A 20,188-nucleotide genomic window follows, 5' to 3' on the forward strand; every position below is an offset into this window, starting at 1 on the left:
GGAACACACCCAAGGAGCAGTACCCCGTGCTGAACGGTTTCAAGGACTTCATACTTCGCGGGAACGTCGTCACGATGGCCATCGGCCTCGCTGTCGGCTCGGCGTTCACGGCCGTCGTGACCGGCTTCAGCAAGGCCTTCATCACCCCGCTCATCGGCCTGGCCACCGGCTCGGTCGGCGACTTCAGCGAGGCGCAGTTCACCGTCGGCAAGACCGTCTTCCCGTACGGTCTGGCCATCGCCGCCGCCATAGCGTTCGTGATCACCGCGGCCGTCCTCTACTTCCTGATCGTCGTCCCCATGACGAAGATCCAGACGAAGTTCGCCAAGGAGGAGGCGGCCGACCCGAAGTCCGAGAAGCGCGACTGCCCCCGCTGCTTCACCGAGATCCCGGCCATCGCCTCCCGCTGCGGTCACTGCACCAGCGAGGTCGAGCCGCTGTCCACCGCCCTGGAGAAGGCGCACCTGGAGGCCTTCGGCGTCCCCACGCCCCGCTAGTCACCCGTACGGCCCACACGGCGTCCCGTGCGGCCCGGGGAACCCGAGCTCCCCGCCTGGCGTTGACCAGGAGGGGAGGGTCCACTGGACGGTGGACCCTTGTAGAGCAAAGGGTTCCCCTGCCGCACCACTTGGAGGGCGTACCGTGCACCGCCGGCACAACGGGCTGAGGACCGCCGTACTCCTCGGAGGGCTCTCGGCCCTCATCATCGTCATCGGCAGCTTCTTCGGGCGTACGGGCCTGATCGTCGCGCTCTTCGTGGCGCTCGGCACCAACGCTTACGCGTACTGGAACAGCGACAAGCTGGCGCTCCGCGCCATGCGCGCCCGTCCCGTGAGCGAGTTCGAGGCCCCGGCCCTCTACAAGATGGTCCGGGAGCTCTCCACGCAGGCCCGACAGCCGATGCCACGGCTCTACATCTCGCCCACCCAGGCGCCGAACGCCTTCGCCACCGGCCGCAACCCGCGCAACGCGGCCGTCTGCTGCACCGAGGGCATCCTCGCGATCCTCGACGAGCGCGAGCTGCGCGGGGTCATCGGCCACGAGCTCAGCCACGTCTACAACCGGGACATCCTGATCTCCTCGGTCGCCGGAGCACTCGCCTCCGTGATCATGTTCCTCGTGAACTTCGCCTGGCTCATCCCGGTCGGCCGCTCCAACGACGACGACGGCCCCGGCCTGCTCGGCATGCTGCTGATCATGATCCTGGGGCCCATCGCCGCCTCCGTCATCCAGCTCGCCATCTCCCGCTCCCGGGAGTACGAGGCGGACGCCTCCGGCGCCCAGCTCACCGGCGACCCGCTCGCCCTCGCCAGCGCCCTGCGCAAGCTGGAGGCGGGCACCAAACAGCTTCCGCTGCCCCCCGAGCCGAGGATCGAGACCGCGAGCCACATGATGATCGCGAACCCGTTCCGCCCGGGGCAGGGCCTCTCCAAGATGTTCTCCACCCACCCGCCGATGGCCGAGCGCATCGCCCGGCTCGAACAGATGGCAGGTCGACGCCCGTGAAGACAATCCTGAACGTCATCTGGCTGGTCCTCTGCGGATTCTGGATGTTCCTCGGCTACATGCTGGCGGGCGTCCTGCTCTGCATCACGATCATCGGCATCCCCTTCGGCATCGCCGCGTTCCGGATCGGCCTCTACGCCCTGTGGCCCTTCGGGCACACCGTCGTCGACCGCCACGACGCGGGCGCGCCCTCCTGCGTGGGCAACGTGCTCTGGCTGATCCTCGCCGGCTGGTGGCTGGCCCTCGGCCACATCACCACCGGCATCGCGCTGTGCATCACGATCATCGGCATCCCGCTCGGCATCGCGAACTTCAAGATGGTGCCGATCTCGCTGATGCCGCTGGGCAAGGAGATCGTCCCCACGGACCAGGCCGGCTACGGCTACCCGGCCCGCTAGTGCGGAACGCGAAGTACGCGCTGCTGGCCGGCGCGGACGTCCTCGCCCTGTGCGCCGACGTCGACGGCCTGTTCGCCGAGCCCGCGCCGCCCGCCCGCGCCCGCTACGAGCTGCGCGGCTGCGAGCCGCGCGGCCCCCTCGCCCGGGCCGTCACCCAGGCCGTCGTCGAGGGCAGCGCGCCCCAGGGCGAGCTGTACGTGCGCACCGCGGACGGCGTGTCCGGCCTGCGGGACGTCCGCGTCCTCGGCATCCGCGGCGACGTCGTCACCGTCGAGGCCCGCACCCCGCCCCTTTGCGAGCGGGACGGGGACCGTGACCGGGACCGGGGCCGCCGGGACGCCGTCGACTGCGCCAACCTCATACGGGTCTCCCCCCAGGAGCCCGAGACCGCCACCCACACCGAGGTCACGTTCCTCGGCTGCACGCCGCGCGGTCCGCTCCGCGCGGCCGTGGAGTCCGGCACGGGGGAGCTCCCGGCGCCCGTGACGTACCGGCGCCTCGCCTCCGTGGGCACGGCCGCCTCCGGCGTCCGGGGCGGCCGGGTCACCGGCTGGGCGCCGTCCGGCCACGAACGCGGCCTCCTCGACGTGACCGTGCTCGTCGACCGCCGCGACCTGCGCCCGCCCGCCGTGGCGGACATCTGGGAGCTGTGGTGGTGGGCGCGTCCCGAGGAGCCCGGCACCTGGGCCCGCTTCCCCTCCGGGACCCGCGGCGCGTGGCTGGAACAGGCCAGGCGCCACTCCGAGACGCCGGACCCGCCGGCCGACACGTACCACCTGGACGGCGCCCACGTCGTCGACGCGGACTCCTTCTGGTGCGCGCTGGGGGAGGCGTTCCTGGGCCCCGGCGGCTACCTCGCGGACGACCTCGACCAACTGCGCCCGCCCTTCGCGCCCGGCACCACCCTGGTCTGGCACGACGCCCATGTCGCCCGCACCTGTCTCGGCGTCGTCCCCCGCGCGCGCGAGCGCCCGCCCACCTTCGAGGAGATCGTCGTCGGCCTGGCCTGCTCGGGCGTCACGGTCGAGTTCGCCTGACGGCGCCCACGACGGCGTACGCGACCGTCCCCGCCGCCAGGACGCCCACCCCGGCCAGGACGGCGCCCATGGGCAGCGCGAAGGCCAGCACGCCGCAGCCGAGCAGCCCGAGCGCGGCGAGCGGGCGCTCGCGGGGGCCCAGCGTCCAGGCGGCGGCGTTGGCGATCCCGTAGTAGACGAGGACGCCGAACGACGAGAAGCCGATCGCGCCCCGCACGTCGGCCGTCGCCGCCACCAGGGCCACCACCGCGCCCACCGCGAGCTCGGCGTGGTGCGGCACCCCGAAGCGCGGGTGGACGGCCGCGAGCGGGGCCGGCAGGTAGCCGTCCCTGGCCATCGCGAGGGTGGTCCGGGAGACGCCGAGGATCAGCGAGAGCAGCGAGCCGAGGGCCGCGAGGGCCGCGCCCACGGTGACGGCGGGAACCAGCCACGCCGAGCCGGCCGCCCGCGCGGCGTCGGCGAGCGGGGCCGCGGAGGCCGCCAGCCGGGGCGCGCCGAGGACGGCGAGGACGCCCACGGCCACGGCCGCGTAGACGCCGAGGGCGATGCCCAGGGCGATCGGTACGGCCCGCGGGATGGTCCGGGCCGGGTCGCGGACCTCCTCGCCGAGCGTCGCGATCCGCGCGTACCCGGCGAAGGCGAAGAAGAGCAGCCCGGCGGCCTGGAGCACCCCGCCCGTCGGCACGTCCCCGTCGAGCCCGAGCCGGTCCGCCTGGCCGGCTCCCGCGCAGACCGCCACGACGGCGGCGAGCACGGCCAGGACGAGGGCCACGATCACCCGGGTGACGAGCGCCGACTTCCGCGCGCCCCGGTAGTTCACGGCGGTCAGCGCGACCACGGCGGCGACCGCCACCGCGTGCGCCTGCTCCGGCCACAGGTAGCTCCCCACCGTGAGCGCCATCGCCGCGCAGGAGGCCGTCTTGCCGACGACGAAGGCCCAGCCCGCCAAGTACCCCCAGAACGGGCCCAGTCGCGCGCGCCCGTACACGTAGGTGCCGCCGGAGGCCGGATGGAGGGCGGCGAGCCGGGCCGACGCCATGGCGTTGCAGTACGCGACGACGGCGGCCGCCGCCAGCGCCGGCAGGATCCCCGTGCCGGCCGCGCGGGCCGCCGGGCCGAGCGCCGCGAAGATCCCGGCGCCGATCATCGAACCGAGCCCGATGACGACGGCGTCGAACACTCCGAGCGAGCGCCGCAGTTCCTGTGTCATGGGCCGCACCCTAGTCACCGCGGCAACCGCCGGTGCCGACAGGGCGTCCTGTCTGGCATGAGCATCATCGGTTGGATCGTTCTCGGACTCCTCGCCGGAGTCATCGCCAAGATCCTGCTGCCCGGCCGCGACCCGGGCGGCGTGATCGGCACCACGCTGATCGGCATCGTCGGCGCGTTCCTCGGCGGCTGGCTGTCGGCCCGCTTCCTGGACCGCCCGATCACCACGGACTTCTACGACGGGGCGACCTGGCTCTCGGCCATCGGCGGCTCCCTGGTGCTGCTGATCGCCTACCGGGTCCTCTTCGGCCACTCGCGAGAGCGCTGACCCGGCGTCAGAGGCCGGTCTCGCGCAGGGTGATGTTCAGCCGCCCGGCCAGCCCGAGCGCCGGGTCGGCCGTCCCCGCGTGCACCCGGGGCACGCCGTGGTACGCGAACCTGGACGGCCCGCCGAAGACGAACAGGTCCCCGGAGGCCAGCTCCACGTCGGTGTAGGGCCGCCCGCGGTCCTCGGTGTTCCCCAGCCGGAACACACAGGTGTCGCCCAGGCTCAGCGACACCACGGGAGCGGGGGAGCGCTCCTCCTTGTCCTGGTGCATGCCCATCCGCGCGCCGTCCGCGTAGAAGTTCACGAGCGCGGTGTCCGGCGCGAACCCGCCGTGCGCGCCGTACGCCTCGACCAGCGCCTCCCGCCCCAGTGCGGCCAGCCAGTCCGGCAGTGCGACATCGACGCCGTCCAGGTACCGGTACGGCTCCCAGCGCCGCCCCAGGCAGAGCGAGCGCACCGACATCACGCCGCCGCCGGGCAGCACGGTCCGCCGGTACGGGACGGCCCCGCGCCCGAACGCGCGGCAGGAGGCCACCAGCTCACGCTGGCGCGCGAACGACAGCCACCCGGGCACGTGCACCGCCCCCGGCGCGGGTTCGGCCCGCTCGCGCGGGAACAGGCCCTCGGTCACGCCAGAGCCCCCTCCAGCCCCAGCAGCCGCTCCTTGCGCTCCAGGCCGGCCGCGTAGCCGCGCAGGCTCCCGTCCGCCCCGATCACCCGGTGGCAGGGCCGCACGACGAGCAGCGGGTTGCGCCCGATGGCGGTGCCCACGGCGCGCACGGCGGCACCGGAGGACCCGACCCGCCGGGCGACGTCCCCGTACGACACGGTCGTCCCGTACGGGATCTCCTCCAGCGCGGCCCACACCCGCCGCTGGAAGTCGGTACCGCCCCCGGCGAAGAGCAGGTCGAAGGAGTCCCGCTCGCCCGCGAAGTACTCCGCGAGCTGACGTACGGCCTCCGCGAAGGCCCCCGGGTCGTGGACCCACCCCCGCTCGACCGTCGCGCCCCCCTTCTGTCCGGGCAGCGACAGTGAGCGCAACGCGGTACGACCCCCTTCGGCGAGCTCTCCGACCAGGAGCATCTCGCCCAGGGGGCCGTCGGTGTACGCGTACACGGTGATGTCGTCCATGTCTCCAGTGTGCGATCCCCGCCGCCCCTCGGGCTGGCGGTTTTCGGACGCCGAAATCCGGGACCTACCGGTAGTTCACGAACTGCAGCGCGAAGTCGAAGTCCTTGCCCTTGAGCAGCGCGATGACGGCCTGCAGGTCGTCGCGGTTCTTGGAGCTGACCCGCAGCTCCTCGCCCTGCACCTGCGCCTTGACGCCCTTGGGGCCCTCGTCGCGGATGACCTTGGAGACCTTCTTGGCGTTCTCCTGGGAGATGCCCTCGGTGATCGAGGCGAAGAGCTTGTACTCCTTGCCCGACAGCTGGGGCTCGCCCGCCACGTCCAGGGACTTCAGCGAGATGCCGCGCTTGATCAGCTTGGTCTGGAAGATGTCGAGGATCGCGTTGACCCGCTCCTCGCCGTTCGCCTGCATGAGGATCTTCTCGCCCGACCACTCGATCGAGGCGTTGGTCCCCTTGAAGTCGTAGCGCTGCTGGATCTCCTTGGCGGCCTGGTTGAGGGCGTTGTCGACCTCCTGCCGCTCGACCTTGGAGACGATGTCGAAACTGGAGTCGGCCATGAGGTGAGGCTCCTTGCTCGGATGCGTTCGGTTACAACGCAAAGCGTAGCCACCCCGACCGCCGCGAACCCGTGATCAATCGGGTGGCGGAGCACCCCCTGGGATCAGGTATCGTTTACGTCGTTGCCAAGGAGCACCGCCGAAAAGCGGCCAACCGAAGCGACATTCCCATGGCGGTGTGCCCGAGTGGCCAATGGGAGCGGACTGTAAATCCGTCGGCTTAGCCTACCCAGGTTCGAATCCTGGCGCCGCCACATGGAAGGAACGGCCCCCGATCTGCGGAAACGCGATCGGGGGCCGTTCTGCTCTCCGGGTGCCGGAGCGGGCTCAGCCCAGTTCCGCGCGGGCGTGGTGCAGATAGGCGAAATCGTGCTCGTCGCGGCGGGTCCGCAGCGGGCGGATCGGGGCCGTGGCCACGTTGATCGCGTAGGAGCCCGCGGTGGCCGCCGTGACGGTGGCCCAGCCGGGGAGGGTGGTCGCGGCGGTGGCCGCGCCCGCGAGGGCGACGGCGACGGTGATCAGGCGGGTGCGCCAGGCCATGCGGAGGGCGCTGCCGGCGGCCCGGTAGTCGGCGGCCGCCTCGGAGAGTTCGCGTTCCAGCTCGGCGAGGACCTCGGCCGGGTGGGCGTAGTCGCGGCGCAGCTCGCCCAGCAGCCGGTGGACGGCCCGCAGCAGCCGGTGCCGCTCGTCCTCGTGGCGCTCGCGGAAGGCCAGGACCGCCGAGAGCGGGGTGCCGGGGGCGGGAAGGGGCAGGACGCGGCCGAGGTCCACCTCGTAACCGCCGGCCAGGGTGCCGGGGGACAGCTCGCGCGCGGCCCGGTGCGCGGCAGGACGGTCGGTGTACGGGATGTACGCGGTGGTGTCACGGCTCGCCTCCGCGGCGGCGAGCCGCGCCGCCGCGCCGATGACGGTCTGCGCGGTCTCGGCCGTCACGGCGACGGACCAGCGCCCCGGCAGCCGCGTGCCGAGTCCGAGGTCGACGAGCCGCTCCTCCAGGGACCACGACCACTTCGAGGAGTTGATGTACGCGTCGAAGGGCGCGGGAGCCGCCGCCTGACGGGCCGCCAGCCGGTGCAGCTCCGTCCGGACCCGGCCCGTGAACTCCCGGTCGGGCAGCGCGCGGTCGAAGAGCCGGTGGTGGTCCATCGGGTGGTAGAGGCCGCGCTCCCGCAGCTCCGCCAGCTCCGGACCGATCGCGGCCCGCCGGATCTCGCGGTCGAGCGGCGTGACGGACGCGATGCCGTCCCAGTACAGGAGCGCCTGGTGGATGACCTCCACCGGCGGCGAGACGAGCGGGTAGTAGAGCAGGACGCGCATATGTGGGACCCCCCGACGCGATGTGGAGGGTCCAACGTAAGCCCGCCGGAACTCAGTTGCCGGCGATGTCCTTCACCGCCACCGAGACCGGCACCGAGCCCGAGATCAGTTCGAGGGTCAGGCCCGACGTCGCCGGGGTCTCCAGGAGCTCGGCCAGCACCGCGGCCACGTCGTCGCGGGGGATCGGCCCGCGGCCCGTGCGGGCCTCCAGGCGGACCAGGCCCGTGCCCGCGTCGTCGGTGAGCATGCCGGGGCGCAGGATCGTCCAGTCGAGCCCCGAGCGGGCGCGTACGGAGTCGTCCGCGGCGCCCTTCGCTCGCAGGTACGCGTCGAAGACCGCGTCGCCCCGGTGCCCGGCGTCCGCGCCCATCGACGAGACCACCACGAAGCGGCGCACGCCCGCGCGTTCCGCCGCGTCGGCGAAGAGGACCGCCGCCGCGCGGTCCACCGTGTCCTTGCGGTCCGCCCCGCTGCCCGAGCCCGCGCCCGCCGCGAAGACGGCCGCGTCCGCACCCTGCAGGATCCCGGCGACCTCCTCCACGGAGGCCGATTCCAGGTCCATGAGCGCCGGCTCGGCGCCCGCCTCCCGGAGGGCTCCGCCCTGCTCGGGGCGGCGGATGACGCCCACCGGTTCGTGTCCGCCCGCGGCGAGCAGCCGCTCCAGCCGCAGGGCGATCTGTCCGTGTCCACCAGCGATGACTACGCGCATACTCCCGACCGTACGACTCAGCGCGCCCCGTTGCTCCCCGGATCGGGCCGCTCCGGGCGTGTCTGCCTCGGCAGGTCCAACGCCGCCGCCGAGTCGCAGTACTCCCGCACCGCGCTCGTCCGGGCCACCACCCGGCCGCGGTGCACCACGATCCGGCTGTACGCGAGGGACAGCACGCCCGCCAGGCGCTCGCCCCGCACCGCCAACAGCTCCGCGGGGAAACCCGCCTCCACCCGCACCTCCGGGAGCCCCAGCGCCGCCCGCGCGTCCGTGCTCACTGCCTCGTACGCCGCCCCCGCCGGCAGTCCCGCCAGCGACGCCAGCAGAAAGGCCGCCTCCAGCGGGTCCCCGCGCCCCACCGGGTTGCTCACGTCCCGCAGCGCCCCGCTGCCCGCCGCGACCCGCACCCCGGCCGCCCGCAGCAGCCGCACCGGGGCCGCGCCGCGCCGCTCGGTCGCGCCGCAGCCGCCCTGCGGGAGCGCGACCACCGTCACCCCGGCCGCCGCCAGCTGGTCCGCCGCCCGCCGGGCCGCGTCCGAGGGGAGCCGGCCGAGCCCCGCGCAGGGCGCGAGCGTCACCCCGGGGCGCAGCCCGCCGGCCATCGCGGCGAGCCGGGCCAGCCGGGCCGGATCGTCACCGTCCGTGTGCAGGTCCACCGGGCAGCCGTGCTCCGCGGCCACCTCCAGCACCGCCTCCACGTACCCCGTCGGGTCCGGATCCAGGTCGGGGCAGCCGCCGACCACCCCGGCGCCCATCTTCACCGCGTCCCGCAGCATCGCGAGCCCGTCGGCCCCGGCCACACCCGTCAGCAGCCGGGGCACCGCCACGGCCGTCAGGTCGACCAGGCCGCGCAGCGAGCGCCGGGCCTGGAGCACGGCCTCCAGCGGCCCGAGACCGTGCACGTCCCCGATCCGCACCTGGGCGCGCTGCGCCGTGGCGCCGTGTCCGAGCTGGAACAGCGCCGCCTCGGTGGCCCGGCGCTGCACCTCCTCCGGGGCGTACGAGACGGGGCCGGGGGAGTCCGCGGTGAGGGCGGTGTCGGCGTGCGCGTGGGGCTCGACGGGGGCGGGCAGCAGCAGATGGCCGGCGAGGTCGACCCGGGCGCCGACCGCCACGAGGCTGCCGGCCGTGCCGACGGCCTCGATCCGGCCGCCGCCGAGCCGCACGTCCACGGTGCGCCCGTCGGTCAGCCGCGCGTTGCAGAGCAGCAGCGACGTGGTGTCGGCGGTGGCCGCGGCCCGGTCCTCGGGAGACGGCTGGGGCTGCTTGCTGTCGGCTGACAATCGGGCTCCTCGGGCTCCGGGTTCACCGCTGGCCAAGATCAAGATCACGCAGCGTGCGCCCGAGCCTAGGGGGGCCCGCAGCCGCCTTCGAGGAGGAGCGCAATAGTCGTACTGATGAGGGCACGAGTGGCCTACGAGGCGGCGGGGACACTCCCCGCAGGTGGCCGGGGAAACGGATTTGGGTGATGGGCGGAGGACCGTGTAATGTCTTCCTCGCTCGCCCCAATAGCTCAGTCGGTAGAGCGTCTCCATGGTAAGGAGAAGGTCTACGGTTCGATTCCGTATTGGGGCTCTGGTGAGAAGGGTCCCGCCTTCGGGCGGGATCCAGATCATCAAAGCGGTGTAGCTCAGTCGGTAGAGCAAGCGGCTCATAATCGCTGTGTCACCGGTTCAAGTCCGGTCACCGCTACAGAGTGTAGCCGATTGTGGGGTCGGTCCTACGATCGGCTACTCTTTTATGCGTTCATCCGTCTATCCGTCCGTCAAGGAGCACTCACGTGGCTGCCACCGACGTCCGCCCGAAGATCACGCTGGCCTGCGTGGAGTGCAAGGAGCGGAACTACATCACCAAGAAGAACCGGCGTAACAACCCGGACCGTCTTGAGATGAAGAAGCACTGCCCTCGCTGCAACTCGCACACCGCGCACCGCGAGACGCGTTAATCAGGCTCGTACACGAGGCCGTCCCTTTTGGGGGCGGCCTCGTGTCGTTTGTACAGGCAACACACCAGGAGGTATCGAGGCCATGGCGCTCGACCAGTCCTTCGTGGGCCGGACCTATCCGCCCACCGCGCCGTACGAAGTCGGCCGCGAGAAGATCCGCGAGTTCGCCGAGGCGATCGGGGACGCGAATTCCGCGTACACCGACCAGGAGGCCGCCAAAGCGCTCGGCCACCCGGACGTGATCGCCCCGCCGACCTTCGTCTTCGCGATCACCTTCAAGGCCGCGGGCCAGGTCATCGACGACCCGCAGCTGGGCCTGGACTACAGCCGCGTGGTGCACGGCGACCAGAAGTTCGCCTACACCCGCCCGGTGCGCGCCGGGGACCGCCTCTCGGTCACCTCGACCATCGAGGCGATCAAGTCCCTCGCCGGCAACGACATCCTGGACATCCGCGGCGAGGTCCACGACGAGAGCGGCGAGCACGTCGTGACCGCCTGGACCAAGCTGGTGTCCCGCGCCCCCGAGGAGGCCTGACCGTGACCGCGAAGATCGCTTACGACGAGGTCGAGGTCGGCACCGAGCTGCCCGCGCAGACCTTCCCGGTGACGCGCGCCACACTGGTGCGGTACGCCGGCGCCTCCGGGGACTTCAACCCCATCCACTGGAACGAGAAGTTCGCCCGCGAGGTCGGCCTGCCCGACGTCATCGCCCACGGCATGTTCACCATGGCCGAGGCGATCCGCGTGGTCACCGACTGGGCCGGTGACCCGGCCGCCGTCGTCGAGTACGGCGTGCGCTTCACCAAGCCGGTCGTCGTCCCCAACGACGACGAGGGCGCCGTGATCGAGGTCTCCGCGAAGGTGGCGGCCAAGCTGGACGACGGGCAGGTCCGCGTGGACCTCACCGCGATGGCCGCGGGCCAGAAGGTCCTCGGCATGAGCCGGGCTGTGGTCAAGCTCGCCTGACGCCGTCGACGGCACGGGCCCCTTCCGTACGGGAGGGGCCCGTACTCTTGAGCCCGTGCAGCAGCTCAACGACGCCCCCCTCGCCCCCCTGACCACCTTCAGGCTCGGCGGGCCCGCCACCCGGCTCGTCACCGCCACCACGGACGACGAGGTGATCGCCGCGGTCCGCGAGGCCGACGCCTCCGGCACGCCGCTGCTCGTCATCGGCGGTGGATCCAATCTGGTCATCGGCGACAAGGGCTTCGACGGCACCGCCCTGCACATCGCCACCACCGGCTTCTCCCTCGACGGCACCCGCCTGGAACTGGCGGCCGGAGAGGTGTGGACGGACGCGGTCGCGCGGACCGTCGAGGCCGGGCTCGCCGGGATCGAGTGCCTCGCCGGCATCCCCGGCTCCGCGGGCGCCACCCCCATCCAGAACGTCGGCGCCTACGGCCAGGACGTCTCCGCCACCGTCACCGAGGTCGTCGCCTACGACCGGAGGGCCGAGGAGACGGTCACCCTCACCAACGCCGAGTGCGCCTTCTCGTACCGGCACAGCCGCTTCAAGGACCAGCCCGACCGCTACGTCGTGCTGCGGGTCCGCTTCGAGCTGGAGGACGCCGCCGGGATGTCGGCGCCGATCGCCTACCCGGAGACCGCCCGCGCCCTCGGCGTCGAGGCCGGCGACCGGGTGCCGCTCGCGCGGGCCCGGGAGACCGTCCTGCGGCTCCGTGCCGGCAAGGGCATGGTCCTGGACCCTCAGGACCACGACACGTGGTCGGCGGGCTCCTTCTTCACCAACCCGATCCTGACGCACGACGAGTTCGCGGCCTTCCGGGAGCGGGTGGCCGAGCGCCTGGGCACCGACGCCAAGGCCCCGGCGTTCCCCGTGGGCGACCACTCCGTCAAGACCTCGGCCGCCTGGCTGATCGACAAGGCCGGCTTCGTCAAGGGCTACGGCTCGGGGCCCGCCCGCATCTCCACCAAGCACACCCTCGCCCTCACCAACCGCGGCGAGGCGACCACCGAGGACCTGCTCGCGCTCGCCCGCGAGGTCGTCGCCGGGGTGCGGGACGCCTTCGGGATCACCCTCGTCAACGAGCCCGTGACGGTGGGCGTCGCGCTCTGACCCATCGGTCAGTACGCGACTCCCACGCCCTGCTTCACCGTCGCCGGGTCGTCGACCATCGCCAGCATCGCGTGCGCCACGTCCGCGCGCGCGAGGGAGCGGCCGCGGGGCGGGTTGCCGCCCACGACCGAGCGGTAGCGGCCGGTCAGGGGCTTGTTCGTGAGCTTGGGCGGGCGGACCGAGGTCCAGTCGGTGGCGCTCGCCGCGAGCTCCGCCTCCATCGCGCGCAGGTCGGCGTAGACGTCCTTGAGCACGGAGTTGACGATCGCGAGCATCGCCTTGTCGACCACGGCCTGACCGTCCGGGACCGGGCCCACCGGGGCGGCGCTCACCACCAGGAGCCGCCGGGTGTCCGCCGCCTCCATGGCGCGCAGGACCGAGCGGGTCAGCCGTGCCGCGACGCCGGCGTCCGCGCGGGTGCGGGCGCCCAGGCCGGAGAGGACGGCGTCCCGGCCCGCCACGGCCTCGCGCAGGGCCTCGGGGTCGGAGAGGTCGGAGCGGAAGACCGCCAGCTTGTCGCCGCCGACCGTGAACCCCGCCGGATCGCGGACCACGGCCGTCACCTCGTGGCCCGACGCCAGGGCCTGGCGGACGATCTCCCGGCCGATGCCGCCGGTCGCACCGAAGACTGTCAGCTTCATGGCACACCCTCCAAGGGTGGGTAAGTGTTCACTCACCTCTAGAGTGGGTGGGTACTCACTCACCCGTCAAGCGTTCCCAGGAGTTCAGGAGTCTTCGTGGAGCAGAAGCCGACCCGGACGCGGCTCGTCGACGCCGCCCGCGACCTCATGCGCACGGCAGGCCTGGCCCGCACCACCACCAAGGAGATCGCCAAGGCGGCCGGCTGCTCCGAGGCGGCGCTCTACAAGTACTTCAGCAGCAAGGAGGAGCTGTTCGTCACGGTCCTCGACGAACGGCTGCCCCGGCTCGGCGACCTGCTCGGCACCCTCGCCGTCGACCCCAAGGGGCGCGGGGTGGAGGAGAACCTCGTCGAGATCGCCCGCCAGGCCGCGCTCTTCTACGAGCAGACCTTCCCGATGGCCGCCTCCCTCTACGCCGAGCCCCAGCTCAAGCGCCGCCACGAGGAGGGCATGCGCGAGCTCGGCACCGGCCCCCACAAGCCGATCGAGGGCCTCGCCGCGTATCTGCGCGCCGAGCGGCAGCACGGCAGGATCAGCGCCGACGCCGACCCCGAGGCCGCCGCGGCCCTGCTGCTCGGCGCCTGCGTGCAGCGCTGCTTCGCCTGGGAGATGGCCCCGGACGGTCCGCCGCAGTCCCTCGACGCCTTCGCCCGCTCGATCGCCCGCACCCTGATGCGCGGCCTCAGCTAGCCGGCGCCGCCAGCCAGGCGTCGATCCCCGCGAGCAGCCGCCGCCGTTCGTCCTCCGGGGCCGCCGAGCCCCGTACGGACTGGCGCGCCAGCTCGGCCAGCTCCGGGTCCGTGAAGCCGTGGTGGACGCGGGCGAACTCGTACTGCGCCGCCAGCCGCGAGCCGAACAGCAGCGGGTCGTCCGCGCCGAGCGCCATCGGCACCCCCGCGTCGAACAGCGTGCGCAGCGGCACGTCCTCCGGCTTCTCGTACACGCCGAGCGCCACGTTGGACGCCGGGCACACCTCGCAGGTCACCCCTCGCTCGGCCAGCCTGCGCAGCAGCCGCGGGTCCTCGGCCGCCCGGACGCCGTGGCCGACCCGGGCCGCCCGCAGGTCGTCCAGGCAGTCCCGTACGGACGAGGGGCCGGTCAGCTCGCCGCCGTGCGGGGCCGCGAGCAGACCGCCCTCGCGCGCGATGGCGAAGGCCCGGTCGAAGTCGCGGGCCATGCCCCGCCGCTCGTCGTTGGAGAGCCCGAAGCCGACCACGCCCCGGTCCGCGTACCGCACCGCCAGCCGGGCCAGCGTGCGCGCCTCCAGGGGGTGCTTCATCCGGTTCGCCGCGACCAGCACCCGCATCCCGAGCCCGGTCTCCCGCGCGGCCGACTCCACGGAGTCCAGGATGATCTCCATGGCGGGGATCAGACCGCCGAGCAGCGGCGCGTACGAGGTGGGGTCGACCTGGATCTCCAGCCAGCCCGAGCCGTCCCGGACGTCCTCCTGGGCCGCCTCGCGCACCAGCCGCTGGATGTCCTCGGGCTCGCGCAGGCAGGAGCGGGCGAGGTCGTAGAGCCGCTGGAAGCGGAACCAGCCGCGCTCGTCGGTGGCCCGCAGCTTGGGCGGCGTCCCGCTCTTGAGCGCCTCGGGGAGATGCACCCCGTACTTGTCGGCCAGTTCGATCAGGGTCGAGGGCCGCATCGAACCCGTGAAGTGCAGGTGCAGATGGGCCTTGGGGAGGGTGGCGAGGTCGCGGTAAACGTGCTCCATCGACTGATCCTGCCGCACCCGAATGGACGAAGACAGTCCCTTTCCCCGATCGGGACCTTGATAGAACGCAAAAACGGGCCCCCGGTTCAGGAGAACCGGGGGCCCGCAGTGCTCGTATCACCCAGGAACGTTACTAGGTGGGTGCGAGGTCGGTCGCGGTCAGTCGCGCGCCTCGGCGAGCAGCTTCTGGAGCCGGGACACGCCCTCCACCAGGTCCTCGTCACCGAGCGCGTACGACAGGCGCAGGTAGCCCGGCGTGCCGAAGGCCTCGCCCGGGACGACCGCGACCTCGGCCTCGTCCAGGATCAGCGCGGCCAGCTCGACCGAGCTCTGCGGGCGCTTGCCGCGGATCTCCCTGCCGAGCAGCGCCTTCACCGACGGGTACGCGTAGAACGCGCCCTCCGGCGTCGGGCAGTACACGCCCTCGATCTCGTTGAGCATCCGCACGATGGTCTGGCGGCGCCGGTCGAAGGCGGTGCGCATCTCGGCGACCGCGTCCAGGTTCCCGGAGACGGCGGCGAGCGCGGCGGCCTGGGCCACGTTGCTCACGTTGGAGGTGGCGTGCGACTGCAGGTTGGTCGCGGCCTTCACGACGTCCGTCGGGCCGACGATCCAGCCCACCCGCCAGCCGGTCATCGCGTAGGTCTTGGCGACACCGTTGACCACGATGCACTTGTCGCGCAGCTCGGGCAGGATCGCCGGCAGCGAGGTGAACTTCGCGTCGCCGTAGACCAGGTGCTCGTAGATCTCGTCGGTGAGGACCCACAGGCCGTGCTCGACGGCCCAGCGGCCGATCGCCTCGGCGTCGGACTCGCTGTAGACCGCGCCCGTCGGGTTCGAGGGGGAGACGAAGAGGACGACCTTGGTCCGCTCCGTGCGCGCCGCCTCCAACTGCTCCACCGAGACCCGGTAGCCGGTGGTCTCGTCGGCCACGACCTCCACCGGGACGCCACCGGCGAGGCGGATCGACTCGGGGTACGTCGTCCAGTACGGGGCCGGGACGATGACCTCGTCGCCCGGGTCGAGGATCGCGGCGAAGGCCTCGTAGATCGCCTGCTTGCCGCCGTTGGTCACCAGGACCTGGGAGGCGTCGACCTCGTAGCCGGAGTCGCGCAGGGTCTTCGCGGCGATCGCGGCCTTCAGCTCGGGCAGGCCGCCGGCCGGCGTGTAGCGGTGGAACTTCGGGTTCTTGCAGGCCTCGACGGCCGCCTCGACGATGTAGTCCGGCGTCGGGAAGTCGGGCTCACCCGCGCCGAAACCGATGACCGGGCGCCCGGCGGCCTTGAGGGCCTTGGCCTTGGCGTCGACGGCGAGGGTCGCGGACTCGGAGATCGCACCGATCCGGGCGGAGACCCGGCGCTCGGTGGGAGGGGTAGCAGCGCTCATGCGGCCCATGGTCCCAGACCCCGAACGGGCCCGGCACACAGGTTTCACGGAGCGGACAGGAACGGTCAATCCCGGTCGTACTCGCCGTTCCCCAGGGGATCTTGAGGGGTCCGGAACGGGCCGTACGCAGGTCGGAGCCGTTTCTGTTCGACGCGGGGCCCCATCACCACGTACACTCACTGCTCGTTGGCCCGCACCGACCACATCTCACGATGCGGTAGGTTGGGGGACACCACAAAGGGTCGTAGCTCAATTGGTAGAGCACCGGTCTCCAAAACCGGCGGTTGGGGGTTCAAGTCCCTCCGGCCCTGCTACACACACCGCCAGGCTGTGTGCGCATGTTGTTGTACGTACTTCATTGCACCGCCGTGCGGCTCCACCCATCCGGGCGCGGCACGGCCAGACCCGGAATCAGGTGAAAGATCGTGACGGACGCCGTAGGCTCCATCGACATGCCTGATGCCGAAGACGCTGCTCCGGAGTCGAAGAAGGCCCGCAAGGGCGGCAAGCGCGGAAAGAAGGGCCCTCTGGGCCGCCTCGCGCTGTTCTACCGCCAGGTCGTCGCGGAACTCCGCAAGGTCGTCTGGCCCACGCGAAGCCAGCTCTCGACGTACACCACTGTGGTGATTGTCTTCGTTGTCATCATGATCGGCCTCGTGACCGTGATTGACTATGGCTTCCAGGAAGCAGTCAAGTACGTCTTCGGCTGACTTTTTGTTCCACCCCATCTGTATCGCAGGAAGAAGCAGCCACCGTGTCTGACGCGAACCTGAACGACGCCTTCGAGTCCGAGTCCGTCGAGGACGAGCAGGACATCGTCGAGGCGGCCGACGAGGACCAGGCCGACGCTGCTGACGCCGAGGCCGGCCAGGCCGCCGAGGAGGCCGCGCTCCACGCCGAGGCCGCCGACTCCGATGACTCCGACGACGACGAGTCCGAGGACGTCGAAGAGGCCGCCGACGAGGACGCCGCAGAGGAGTCCGACGAGGACGCCGAAGAGGCCGCCGAGGACGAGGGCGACGACTCGGAGGACGAGGACGTCGAGGCCGAGGAGGCCGAGCCCGCCGCTCCGGTCGACCCCATCGCCGCGCTCCGCGAGGAGCTGCGCACCCTGCCCGGCGAGTGGTACGTCATCCACACCTACGCGGGCTACGAGAAGCGCGTCAAGGCCAACCTCGAGCAGCGTGCCGTCTCGCTGAACGTCGAGGAGTTCATCTACCAGGCCGAGGTGCCCGAGGAAGAGATCGTCCAGATCAAGAACGGCGAGCGCAAGAACGTCCGGCAGAACAAGCTGCCCGGTTACGTTCTCGTCCGCATGGATCTGACGAACGAGTCCTGGGGCGTCGTCCGCAACACGCCGGGCGTCACCGGCTTCGTGGGCAACGCCTACGACCCGTACCCGCTGACCCTGGACGAGATCGTCAAGATGCTCGCCCCGGAGGCCGAGGAGAAGGCCGCCCGCGAGGCCGCCGAGGCCGAGGGCAAGCCGGCTCCGGCCCGCAAGGTCACCGTCGAGGTCCTGGACTTCGAGGTGGGCGACTCGGTCACCGTCACCGACGGCCCCTTCGCGACCCTCCAGGCCACGATCAACGAGATCAACGCCGACTCGAAGAAGGTCAAGGGCCTCGTCGAGATCTTCGGTCGCGAGACCCCGGTCGAGCTCAGCTTCGACCAGATCCAGAAGAACTGATCTACACAGGTTTCCGACCAGGTCAGAGTGGCTCTCAGAGCCGCTCTGACCTGCTCGGTTTTTAGCCGCACGTCTATACCCGTTATCGTTGTGCGGTATGCCTCCGTCCGGAGACCGGACGGAACGGCTGAAAACTCTCACTAGGACCCGGAGAGAGCACATGCCTCCCAAGAAGAAGAAGATCACGGGGCTTATCAAGCTCCAGATCAACGCTGGTGCGGCCAACCCGGCCCCGCCGGTCGGCCCCGCGCTCGGTCAGCACGGCGTCAACATCATGGAGTTCTGCAAGGCCTACAACGCCGCGACCGAGTCGCAGCGTGGCATGGTCGTGCCGGTGGAGATCACGGTCTACGAGGACCGTTCCTTCACCTTCATCACCAAGACTCCGCCGGCTGCCAAGCTGATCCTCAAGGCCGCGGGTGTGGACAAGGGCTCCGGCGAGCCGCACAAGACCAAGGTCGCGAAGCTCACGGCCGCCCAGGTCCGCGAGATCGCCACGGTCAAGCTGCCCGACCTGAACGCCAACGACCTGGACGCCGCGTCGAAGATCATCGCCGGCACCGCCCGTTCCATGGGCATCACGGTCGAGGGCTGACCAGCCCCGTAAGTCCCCAGTGGTAGGGCCTGCGCCGGCCCGCACCACGACTCCCCCCTGAAACACACAGGAGCAGAAGTGAAGCGCAGCAAGTCTCTCCGCGCTGCGGACAGCAAGATCGACCGGGAGAAGCTCTACGCCCCGCTCGAGGCCGTCCGTATTGCCAAGGAGACCTCCACCACGAAGTTCGACGCCACCGTCGAGGTCGCCTTCCGCCTGGGTGTCGACCCGCGCAAGGCCGACCAGATGGTCCGTGGCACCGTGAACCTTCCGCACGGCACCGGCAAGACCGCCCGGGTCCTGGTCTTCGCGACCGGTGACCGTGCCGAGGCCGCGATCGCCGCTGGCGCCGACATCGTCGGCTCCGACGAGCTCATCGACGAGATCTCCAAGGGCAACCGCCTGAACGAGTTCGACGCCGTGGTGGCCACCCCGGACCTCATGGGCAAGGTCGGCCGCCTCGGCCGCGTCCTCGGCCCGCGTGGTCTGATGCCGAACCCGAAGACGGGCACCGTCACCCCCGACGTGGCGAAGGCCGTCAACGAGATCAAGGGCGGCAAGATCGAGTTCCGCGTCGACAAGCACTCGAACCTGCACTTCATCATCGGCAAGGTGTCGTTCGACGACGCGCAGCTGGTGGAGAACTACGGTGCGGCCCTGGAGGAGATCCTCCGTCTGAAGCCGTCCGCCGCCAAGGGTCGCTACATCAAGAAGGCCGCCATCGCCACCACGATGGGCCCCGGCATTCCGGTCGACTCGAACCGCACCCGCAACCTCCTCGTCGAGGAGGACCCGGCCGCGGTCTGAGTCCTCTGACTCAAGCGTCCTGAAACCGCCCCCCACGGCTCGCGAGAGCCGTGGGGGGCGGTTTTCTCGTACCGGGGATGTCGGCCCCGTGCGTTACGGTGCTGGGGACTACAAGTTTTGCGAACACATTAACGATCAAGGGGTGGGGACGCATGAGCATGTCCGCATGGAAGCGCGCGGGCGTCTCGGTGGCGGCCGTGGCGGTCATCGCCGGTGTGGCCGGTTGTCAGGACGGGGACGGCAAGGCGGCGGGCGCGAGCTCCGAGAAGCACCAGGCCGGCCAGACGCGGGACGAGATGACCAAGGTCATCCAGGCCGCCTACCGCAAGACCGCGGACGCCAACTCCGCGAAGGTCAAGATGACCATGGACATGAAGATGCCGGCCGCCCCCGCGGACTCCGGCACCATGGAGATGACCGGCATCCAGTCGTGGAACCCGGCCGCCATGGACATCACCATGACGGGCTCCGCGCTCACCGCCGCCGACCCGGGGGCTCCCAAGGAGTCCCGCATGATCATGCTCGACCAGGTCATGTACGTCGACATGGGCGCCAAGCAGGCCGCCGAGATGGACGGCAAGCGCTGGATGAAGCTGGACCTCAAGGCCGCGGCCGAGGCCTCCGGCGACCCGGCCGCGCAGAAGCAGATGACCGGCGGCCTGGAGAACATGAACCAGGACCCGGCGCAGCAGCTCGCCCTGCTCCTGGAGTCCCCGAACCTGAAGCACATCGGCTCGGAGAAGATCAACGGCGGCGACACCGAGCACTACAAGGGCACGCTCACGTTCGAGCAGATGCTGAACGCGAACAAGCAGTCCGAGGCGCTCACCGCCAAGGAGCGGGACCAGCTCGTGGCCAACATGAAGAAGATCGGCATGAAGGGCTACGAGACCGAGGTCTGGGTCAACAAGGACGGTTACCCGGCCCGGATGGTCGTCGACATGACGATGGCCCAGGGCACGATGAAGATGCGCGCCGACTACACGGACTACGGCGCCAAGGCGACCGTCCAGGCCCCGCCGGCCAAGGACACCTTCGACCTCTTCGAGATGCTCAAGGGCCTCAAGGGCGGCGCCCCCCAGGGCTGATTTGCCCCGGACCGGTCCCGTCACGTACTCTTCCACAGAAGCCAAAGACCGCTG

25 protein-coding genes and 4 tRNA genes are annotated in these 20,188 nt (G+C 71.3%); 19 read left to right on the plus strand and 10 right to left on the minus strand.

The annotated features are described in order from the left end of the window. Nucleotides 1-26 precede the first annotated feature (26 nt). The 4 genes from mscL (at nt 27) to OG309_RS21945 (ending at nt 2,941) form a co-directional block, all read left to right on the plus strand. On the plus strand, nt 27-497 hold the full coding sequence (gene mscL, locus OG309_RS21930) for a large conductance mechanosensitive channel protein MscL (protein ID WP_329423152.1): 471 nt from the start codon (nt 27-29) through the stop codon (nt 495-497). Nucleotides 498-642: 145 nt separating this feature from the next. Beyond that, nucleotides 643-1,506, plus strand: a complete 864-nt coding sequence (gene htpX / locus OG309_RS21935) for a zinc metalloprotease HtpX (RefSeq protein WP_329423153.1) — start codon at nt 643-645, stop codon at nt 1,504-1,506. Further along, a complete protein-coding gene (locus OG309_RS21940; protein WP_329423154.1) occupies nt 1,503-1,904 on the plus strand; it encodes a YccF domain-containing protein in 402 nt (133 codons plus the stop codon). Before htpX ends, OG309_RS21940 begins: the two co-directional genes overlap by 4 nt. Further along, the gene (locus OG309_RS21945) at nt 1,904-2,941 is read left to right on the plus strand and encodes a hypothetical protein (protein ID WP_329423155.1); all 1,038 of its coding nucleotides are present in this window, start codon (nt 1,904-1,906) and stop codon (nt 2,939-2,941) included. Before OG309_RS21940 ends, OG309_RS21945 begins: the two co-directional genes overlap by 1 nt. Here OG309_RS21945 and OG309_RS21950 read toward each other — a convergent pair. Then, nucleotides 2,922-4,151 (minus strand): APC family permease, encoded by a 1,230-nt coding sequence (locus tag OG309_RS21950; RefSeq protein WP_329423156.1) that lies wholly within the window; start codon nt 4,149-4,151, stop codon nt 2,922-2,924. The genes OG309_RS21945 and OG309_RS21950 overlap by 20 nt on opposite strands. A gap of 57 nt (nt 4,152-4,208) precedes the next feature. Between OG309_RS21950 and OG309_RS21955 the strand changes: the two genes are divergently transcribed. Beyond that, on the plus strand, nt 4,209-4,478 hold the full coding sequence (locus OG309_RS21955) for a GlsB/YeaQ/YmgE family stress response membrane protein (protein WP_329423157.1): 270 nt from the start codon (nt 4,209-4,211) through the stop codon (nt 4,476-4,478). Nucleotides 4,479-4,485: 7 nt separating this feature from the next. On the opposite strand, the gene OG309_RS21960 is transcribed toward OG309_RS21955, so the two are convergent. The 3 genes from OG309_RS21960 to OG309_RS21970 all read right to left on the minus strand — a co-directional run bounded on the left by OG309_RS21960 (nt 4,486) and on the right by OG309_RS21970 (nt 6,165). Further along, nucleotides 4,486-5,109 (minus strand): alpha-ketoglutarate-dependent dioxygenase AlkB family protein, encoded by a 624-nt coding sequence (locus tag OG309_RS21960; RefSeq protein ID WP_329423158.1) that lies wholly within the window; start codon nt 5,107-5,109, stop codon nt 4,486-4,488. Continuing rightward, the gene (locus tag OG309_RS21965) at nt 5,106-5,609 is read right to left on the minus strand and encodes a methylated-DNA--[protein]-cysteine S-methyltransferase (RefSeq protein WP_329423159.1); all 504 of its coding nucleotides are present in this window, start codon (nt 5,607-5,609) and stop codon (nt 5,106-5,108) included. The genes OG309_RS21960 and OG309_RS21965 overlap by 4 nt, the downstream gene beginning before the upstream one ends. Nucleotides 5,610-5,673: 64 nt before the next feature. Continuing rightward, nucleotides 5,674-6,165, minus strand: a complete 492-nt coding sequence (locus OG309_RS21970) for a YajQ family cyclic di-GMP-binding protein (RefSeq protein WP_329423160.1) — start codon at nt 6,163-6,165, stop codon at nt 5,674-5,676. 172 nt (nt 6,166-6,337) lie between these two features. Between OG309_RS21970 and OG309_RS21975 the strand changes: the two genes are divergently transcribed. Then, nucleotides 6,338-6,419, plus strand: a tRNA-Tyr gene (locus tag OG309_RS21975). A 73-nt stretch (nt 6,420-6,492) separates the two neighbouring features. Here the strand turns inward: OG309_RS21975 and OG309_RS21980 are convergent. Genes OG309_RS21980 through OG309_RS21990 form a run of 3 tightly spaced genes read right to left on the minus strand, consistent with a single transcriptional unit; the run spans nt 6,493 to nt 9,474 of the window. Further along, entirely contained in the window at nt 6,493-7,482 is a 990-nt protein-coding gene (locus tag OG309_RS21980) for a DUF6236 family protein (RefSeq protein WP_329423161.1), read from the minus strand. Between the two features lie 52 nt (nt 7,483-7,534). Then, the gene (locus OG309_RS21985; protein ID WP_329423162.1) at nt 7,535-8,191 is read right to left on the minus strand and encodes an NAD(P)H-binding protein; all 657 of its coding nucleotides are present in this window, start codon (nt 8,189-8,191) and stop codon (nt 7,535-7,537) included. Between the two features lie 17 nt (nt 8,192-8,208). Beyond that, nucleotides 8,209-9,474: an amidohydrolase family protein gene (locus tag OG309_RS21990; protein WP_329423163.1), complete on the minus strand. Its 1,266-nt coding sequence runs from the start codon at nt 9,472-9,474 to the stop codon at nt 8,209-8,211. 219 nt (nt 9,475-9,693) lie between these two features. Between OG309_RS21990 and OG309_RS21995 the strand changes: the two genes are divergently transcribed. The 6 genes from OG309_RS21995 to OG309_RS22020 all read left to right on the plus strand — a co-directional run bounded on the left by OG309_RS21995 (nt 9,694) and on the right by OG309_RS22020 (nt 12,213). After that, nucleotides 9,694-9,766 (plus strand) — tRNA-Thr (locus OG309_RS21995). Nucleotides 9,767-9,810: 44 nt separating this feature from the next. After that, nucleotides 9,811-9,883, plus strand: a tRNA-Met gene (locus OG309_RS22000). An 88-nt stretch (nt 9,884-9,971) separates the two neighbouring features. Beyond that, on the plus strand, nt 9,972-10,136 hold the full coding sequence (gene rpmG, locus OG309_RS22005; protein ID WP_003956487.1) for a 50S ribosomal protein L33: 165 nt from the start codon (nt 9,972-9,974) through the stop codon (nt 10,134-10,136). Nucleotides 10,137-10,218: 82 nt separating this feature from the next. Continuing rightward, nucleotides 10,219-10,671, plus strand: coding sequence for a MaoC family dehydratase N-terminal domain-containing protein (locus OG309_RS22010; protein WP_329423164.1), 453 nt, complete (start codon nt 10,219-10,221; stop codon nt 10,669-10,671). Between the two features lie 2 nt (nt 10,672-10,673). Beyond that, nucleotides 10,674-11,102 (plus strand): MaoC family dehydratase, encoded by a 429-nt coding sequence (locus OG309_RS22015; RefSeq protein WP_329423165.1) that lies wholly within the window; start codon nt 10,674-10,676, stop codon nt 11,100-11,102. Between the two features lie 55 nt (nt 11,103-11,157). Next, on the plus strand, nt 11,158-12,213 hold the full coding sequence (locus OG309_RS22020; RefSeq protein ID WP_329423166.1) for a UDP-N-acetylmuramate dehydrogenase: 1,056 nt from the start codon (nt 11,158-11,160) through the stop codon (nt 12,211-12,213). 8 nt (nt 12,214-12,221) lie between these two features. Here the strand turns inward: OG309_RS22020 and OG309_RS22025 are convergent, their stop codons facing one another. Continuing rightward, nucleotides 12,222-12,854 (minus strand): NAD(P)-dependent oxidoreductase, encoded by a 633-nt coding sequence (locus OG309_RS22025; RefSeq protein ID WP_329423167.1) that lies wholly within the window; start codon nt 12,852-12,854, stop codon nt 12,222-12,224. A gap of 96 nt (nt 12,855-12,950) precedes the next feature. On the opposite strand from OG309_RS22025, the gene OG309_RS22030 reads away from it, so the two are divergent. Next, on the plus strand, nt 12,951-13,544 hold the full coding sequence (locus OG309_RS22030) for a TetR/AcrR family transcriptional regulator (protein WP_329423168.1): 594 nt from the start codon (nt 12,951-12,953) through the stop codon (nt 13,542-13,544). On the opposite strand, the gene OG309_RS22035 is transcribed toward OG309_RS22030, so the two are convergent. After that, nucleotides 13,537-14,568: an adenosine deaminase gene (locus tag OG309_RS22035; RefSeq protein WP_329423169.1), complete on the minus strand. Its 1,032-nt coding sequence runs from the start codon at nt 14,566-14,568 to the stop codon at nt 13,537-13,539. The genes OG309_RS22030 and OG309_RS22035 overlap by 8 nt on opposite strands. A gap of 159 nt (nt 14,569-14,727) precedes the next feature. After that, nucleotides 14,728-15,954: a pyridoxal phosphate-dependent aminotransferase gene (locus OG309_RS22040; protein ID WP_329423170.1), complete on the minus strand. Its 1,227-nt coding sequence runs from the start codon at nt 15,952-15,954 to the stop codon at nt 14,728-14,730. Between the two features lie 238 nt (nt 15,955-16,192). On the opposite strand from OG309_RS22040, the gene OG309_RS22045 reads away from it, so the two are divergent. From OG309_RS22045 to OG309_RS22070, 6 genes are all read left to right on the plus strand, one after another. Further along, nucleotides 16,193-16,265, plus strand: a tRNA-Trp gene (locus tag OG309_RS22045). A gap of 114 nt (nt 16,266-16,379) precedes the next feature. Next, a complete protein-coding gene (gene secE, locus OG309_RS22050) occupies nt 16,380-16,664 on the plus strand; it encodes a preprotein translocase subunit SecE (protein WP_329423171.1) in 285 nt (94 codons plus the stop codon). Nucleotides 16,665-16,708: 44 nt separating this feature from the next. After that, nucleotides 16,709-17,644, plus strand: a complete 936-nt coding sequence (nusG, locus tag OG309_RS22055) for a transcription termination/antitermination protein NusG (RefSeq protein ID WP_329423172.1) — start codon at nt 16,709-16,711, stop codon at nt 17,642-17,644. 160 nt (nt 17,645-17,804) lie between these two features. Next, a complete protein-coding gene (rplK, locus tag OG309_RS22060) occupies nt 17,805-18,239 on the plus strand; it encodes a 50S ribosomal protein L11 (protein WP_329423173.1) in 435 nt (144 codons plus the stop codon). 78 nt (nt 18,240-18,317) lie between these two features. Further along, nucleotides 18,318-19,046 carry a 50S ribosomal protein L1 gene (rplA, locus tag OG309_RS22065; RefSeq protein ID WP_329423174.1) on the plus strand — a complete coding sequence of 243 codons (729 nt, stop codon included), beginning with the start codon at nt 18,318-18,320 and terminating at the stop codon, nt 19,044-19,046. 152 nt (nt 19,047-19,198) lie between these two features. Continuing rightward, nucleotides 19,199-20,134 carry a hypothetical protein gene (locus OG309_RS22070; protein ID WP_329423175.1) on the plus strand — a complete coding sequence of 312 codons (936 nt, stop codon included), beginning with the start codon at nt 19,199-19,201 and terminating at the stop codon, nt 20,132-20,134. Nucleotides 20,135-20,188: the final 54 nt, after the last annotated feature.

The sequence above is a fragment of the Streptomyces sp. NBC_01268 genome (genome assembly GCF_036240795.1).
Lineage (GTDB): Bacteria > Actinomycetota > Actinomycetes > Streptomycetales > Streptomycetaceae > Streptomyces.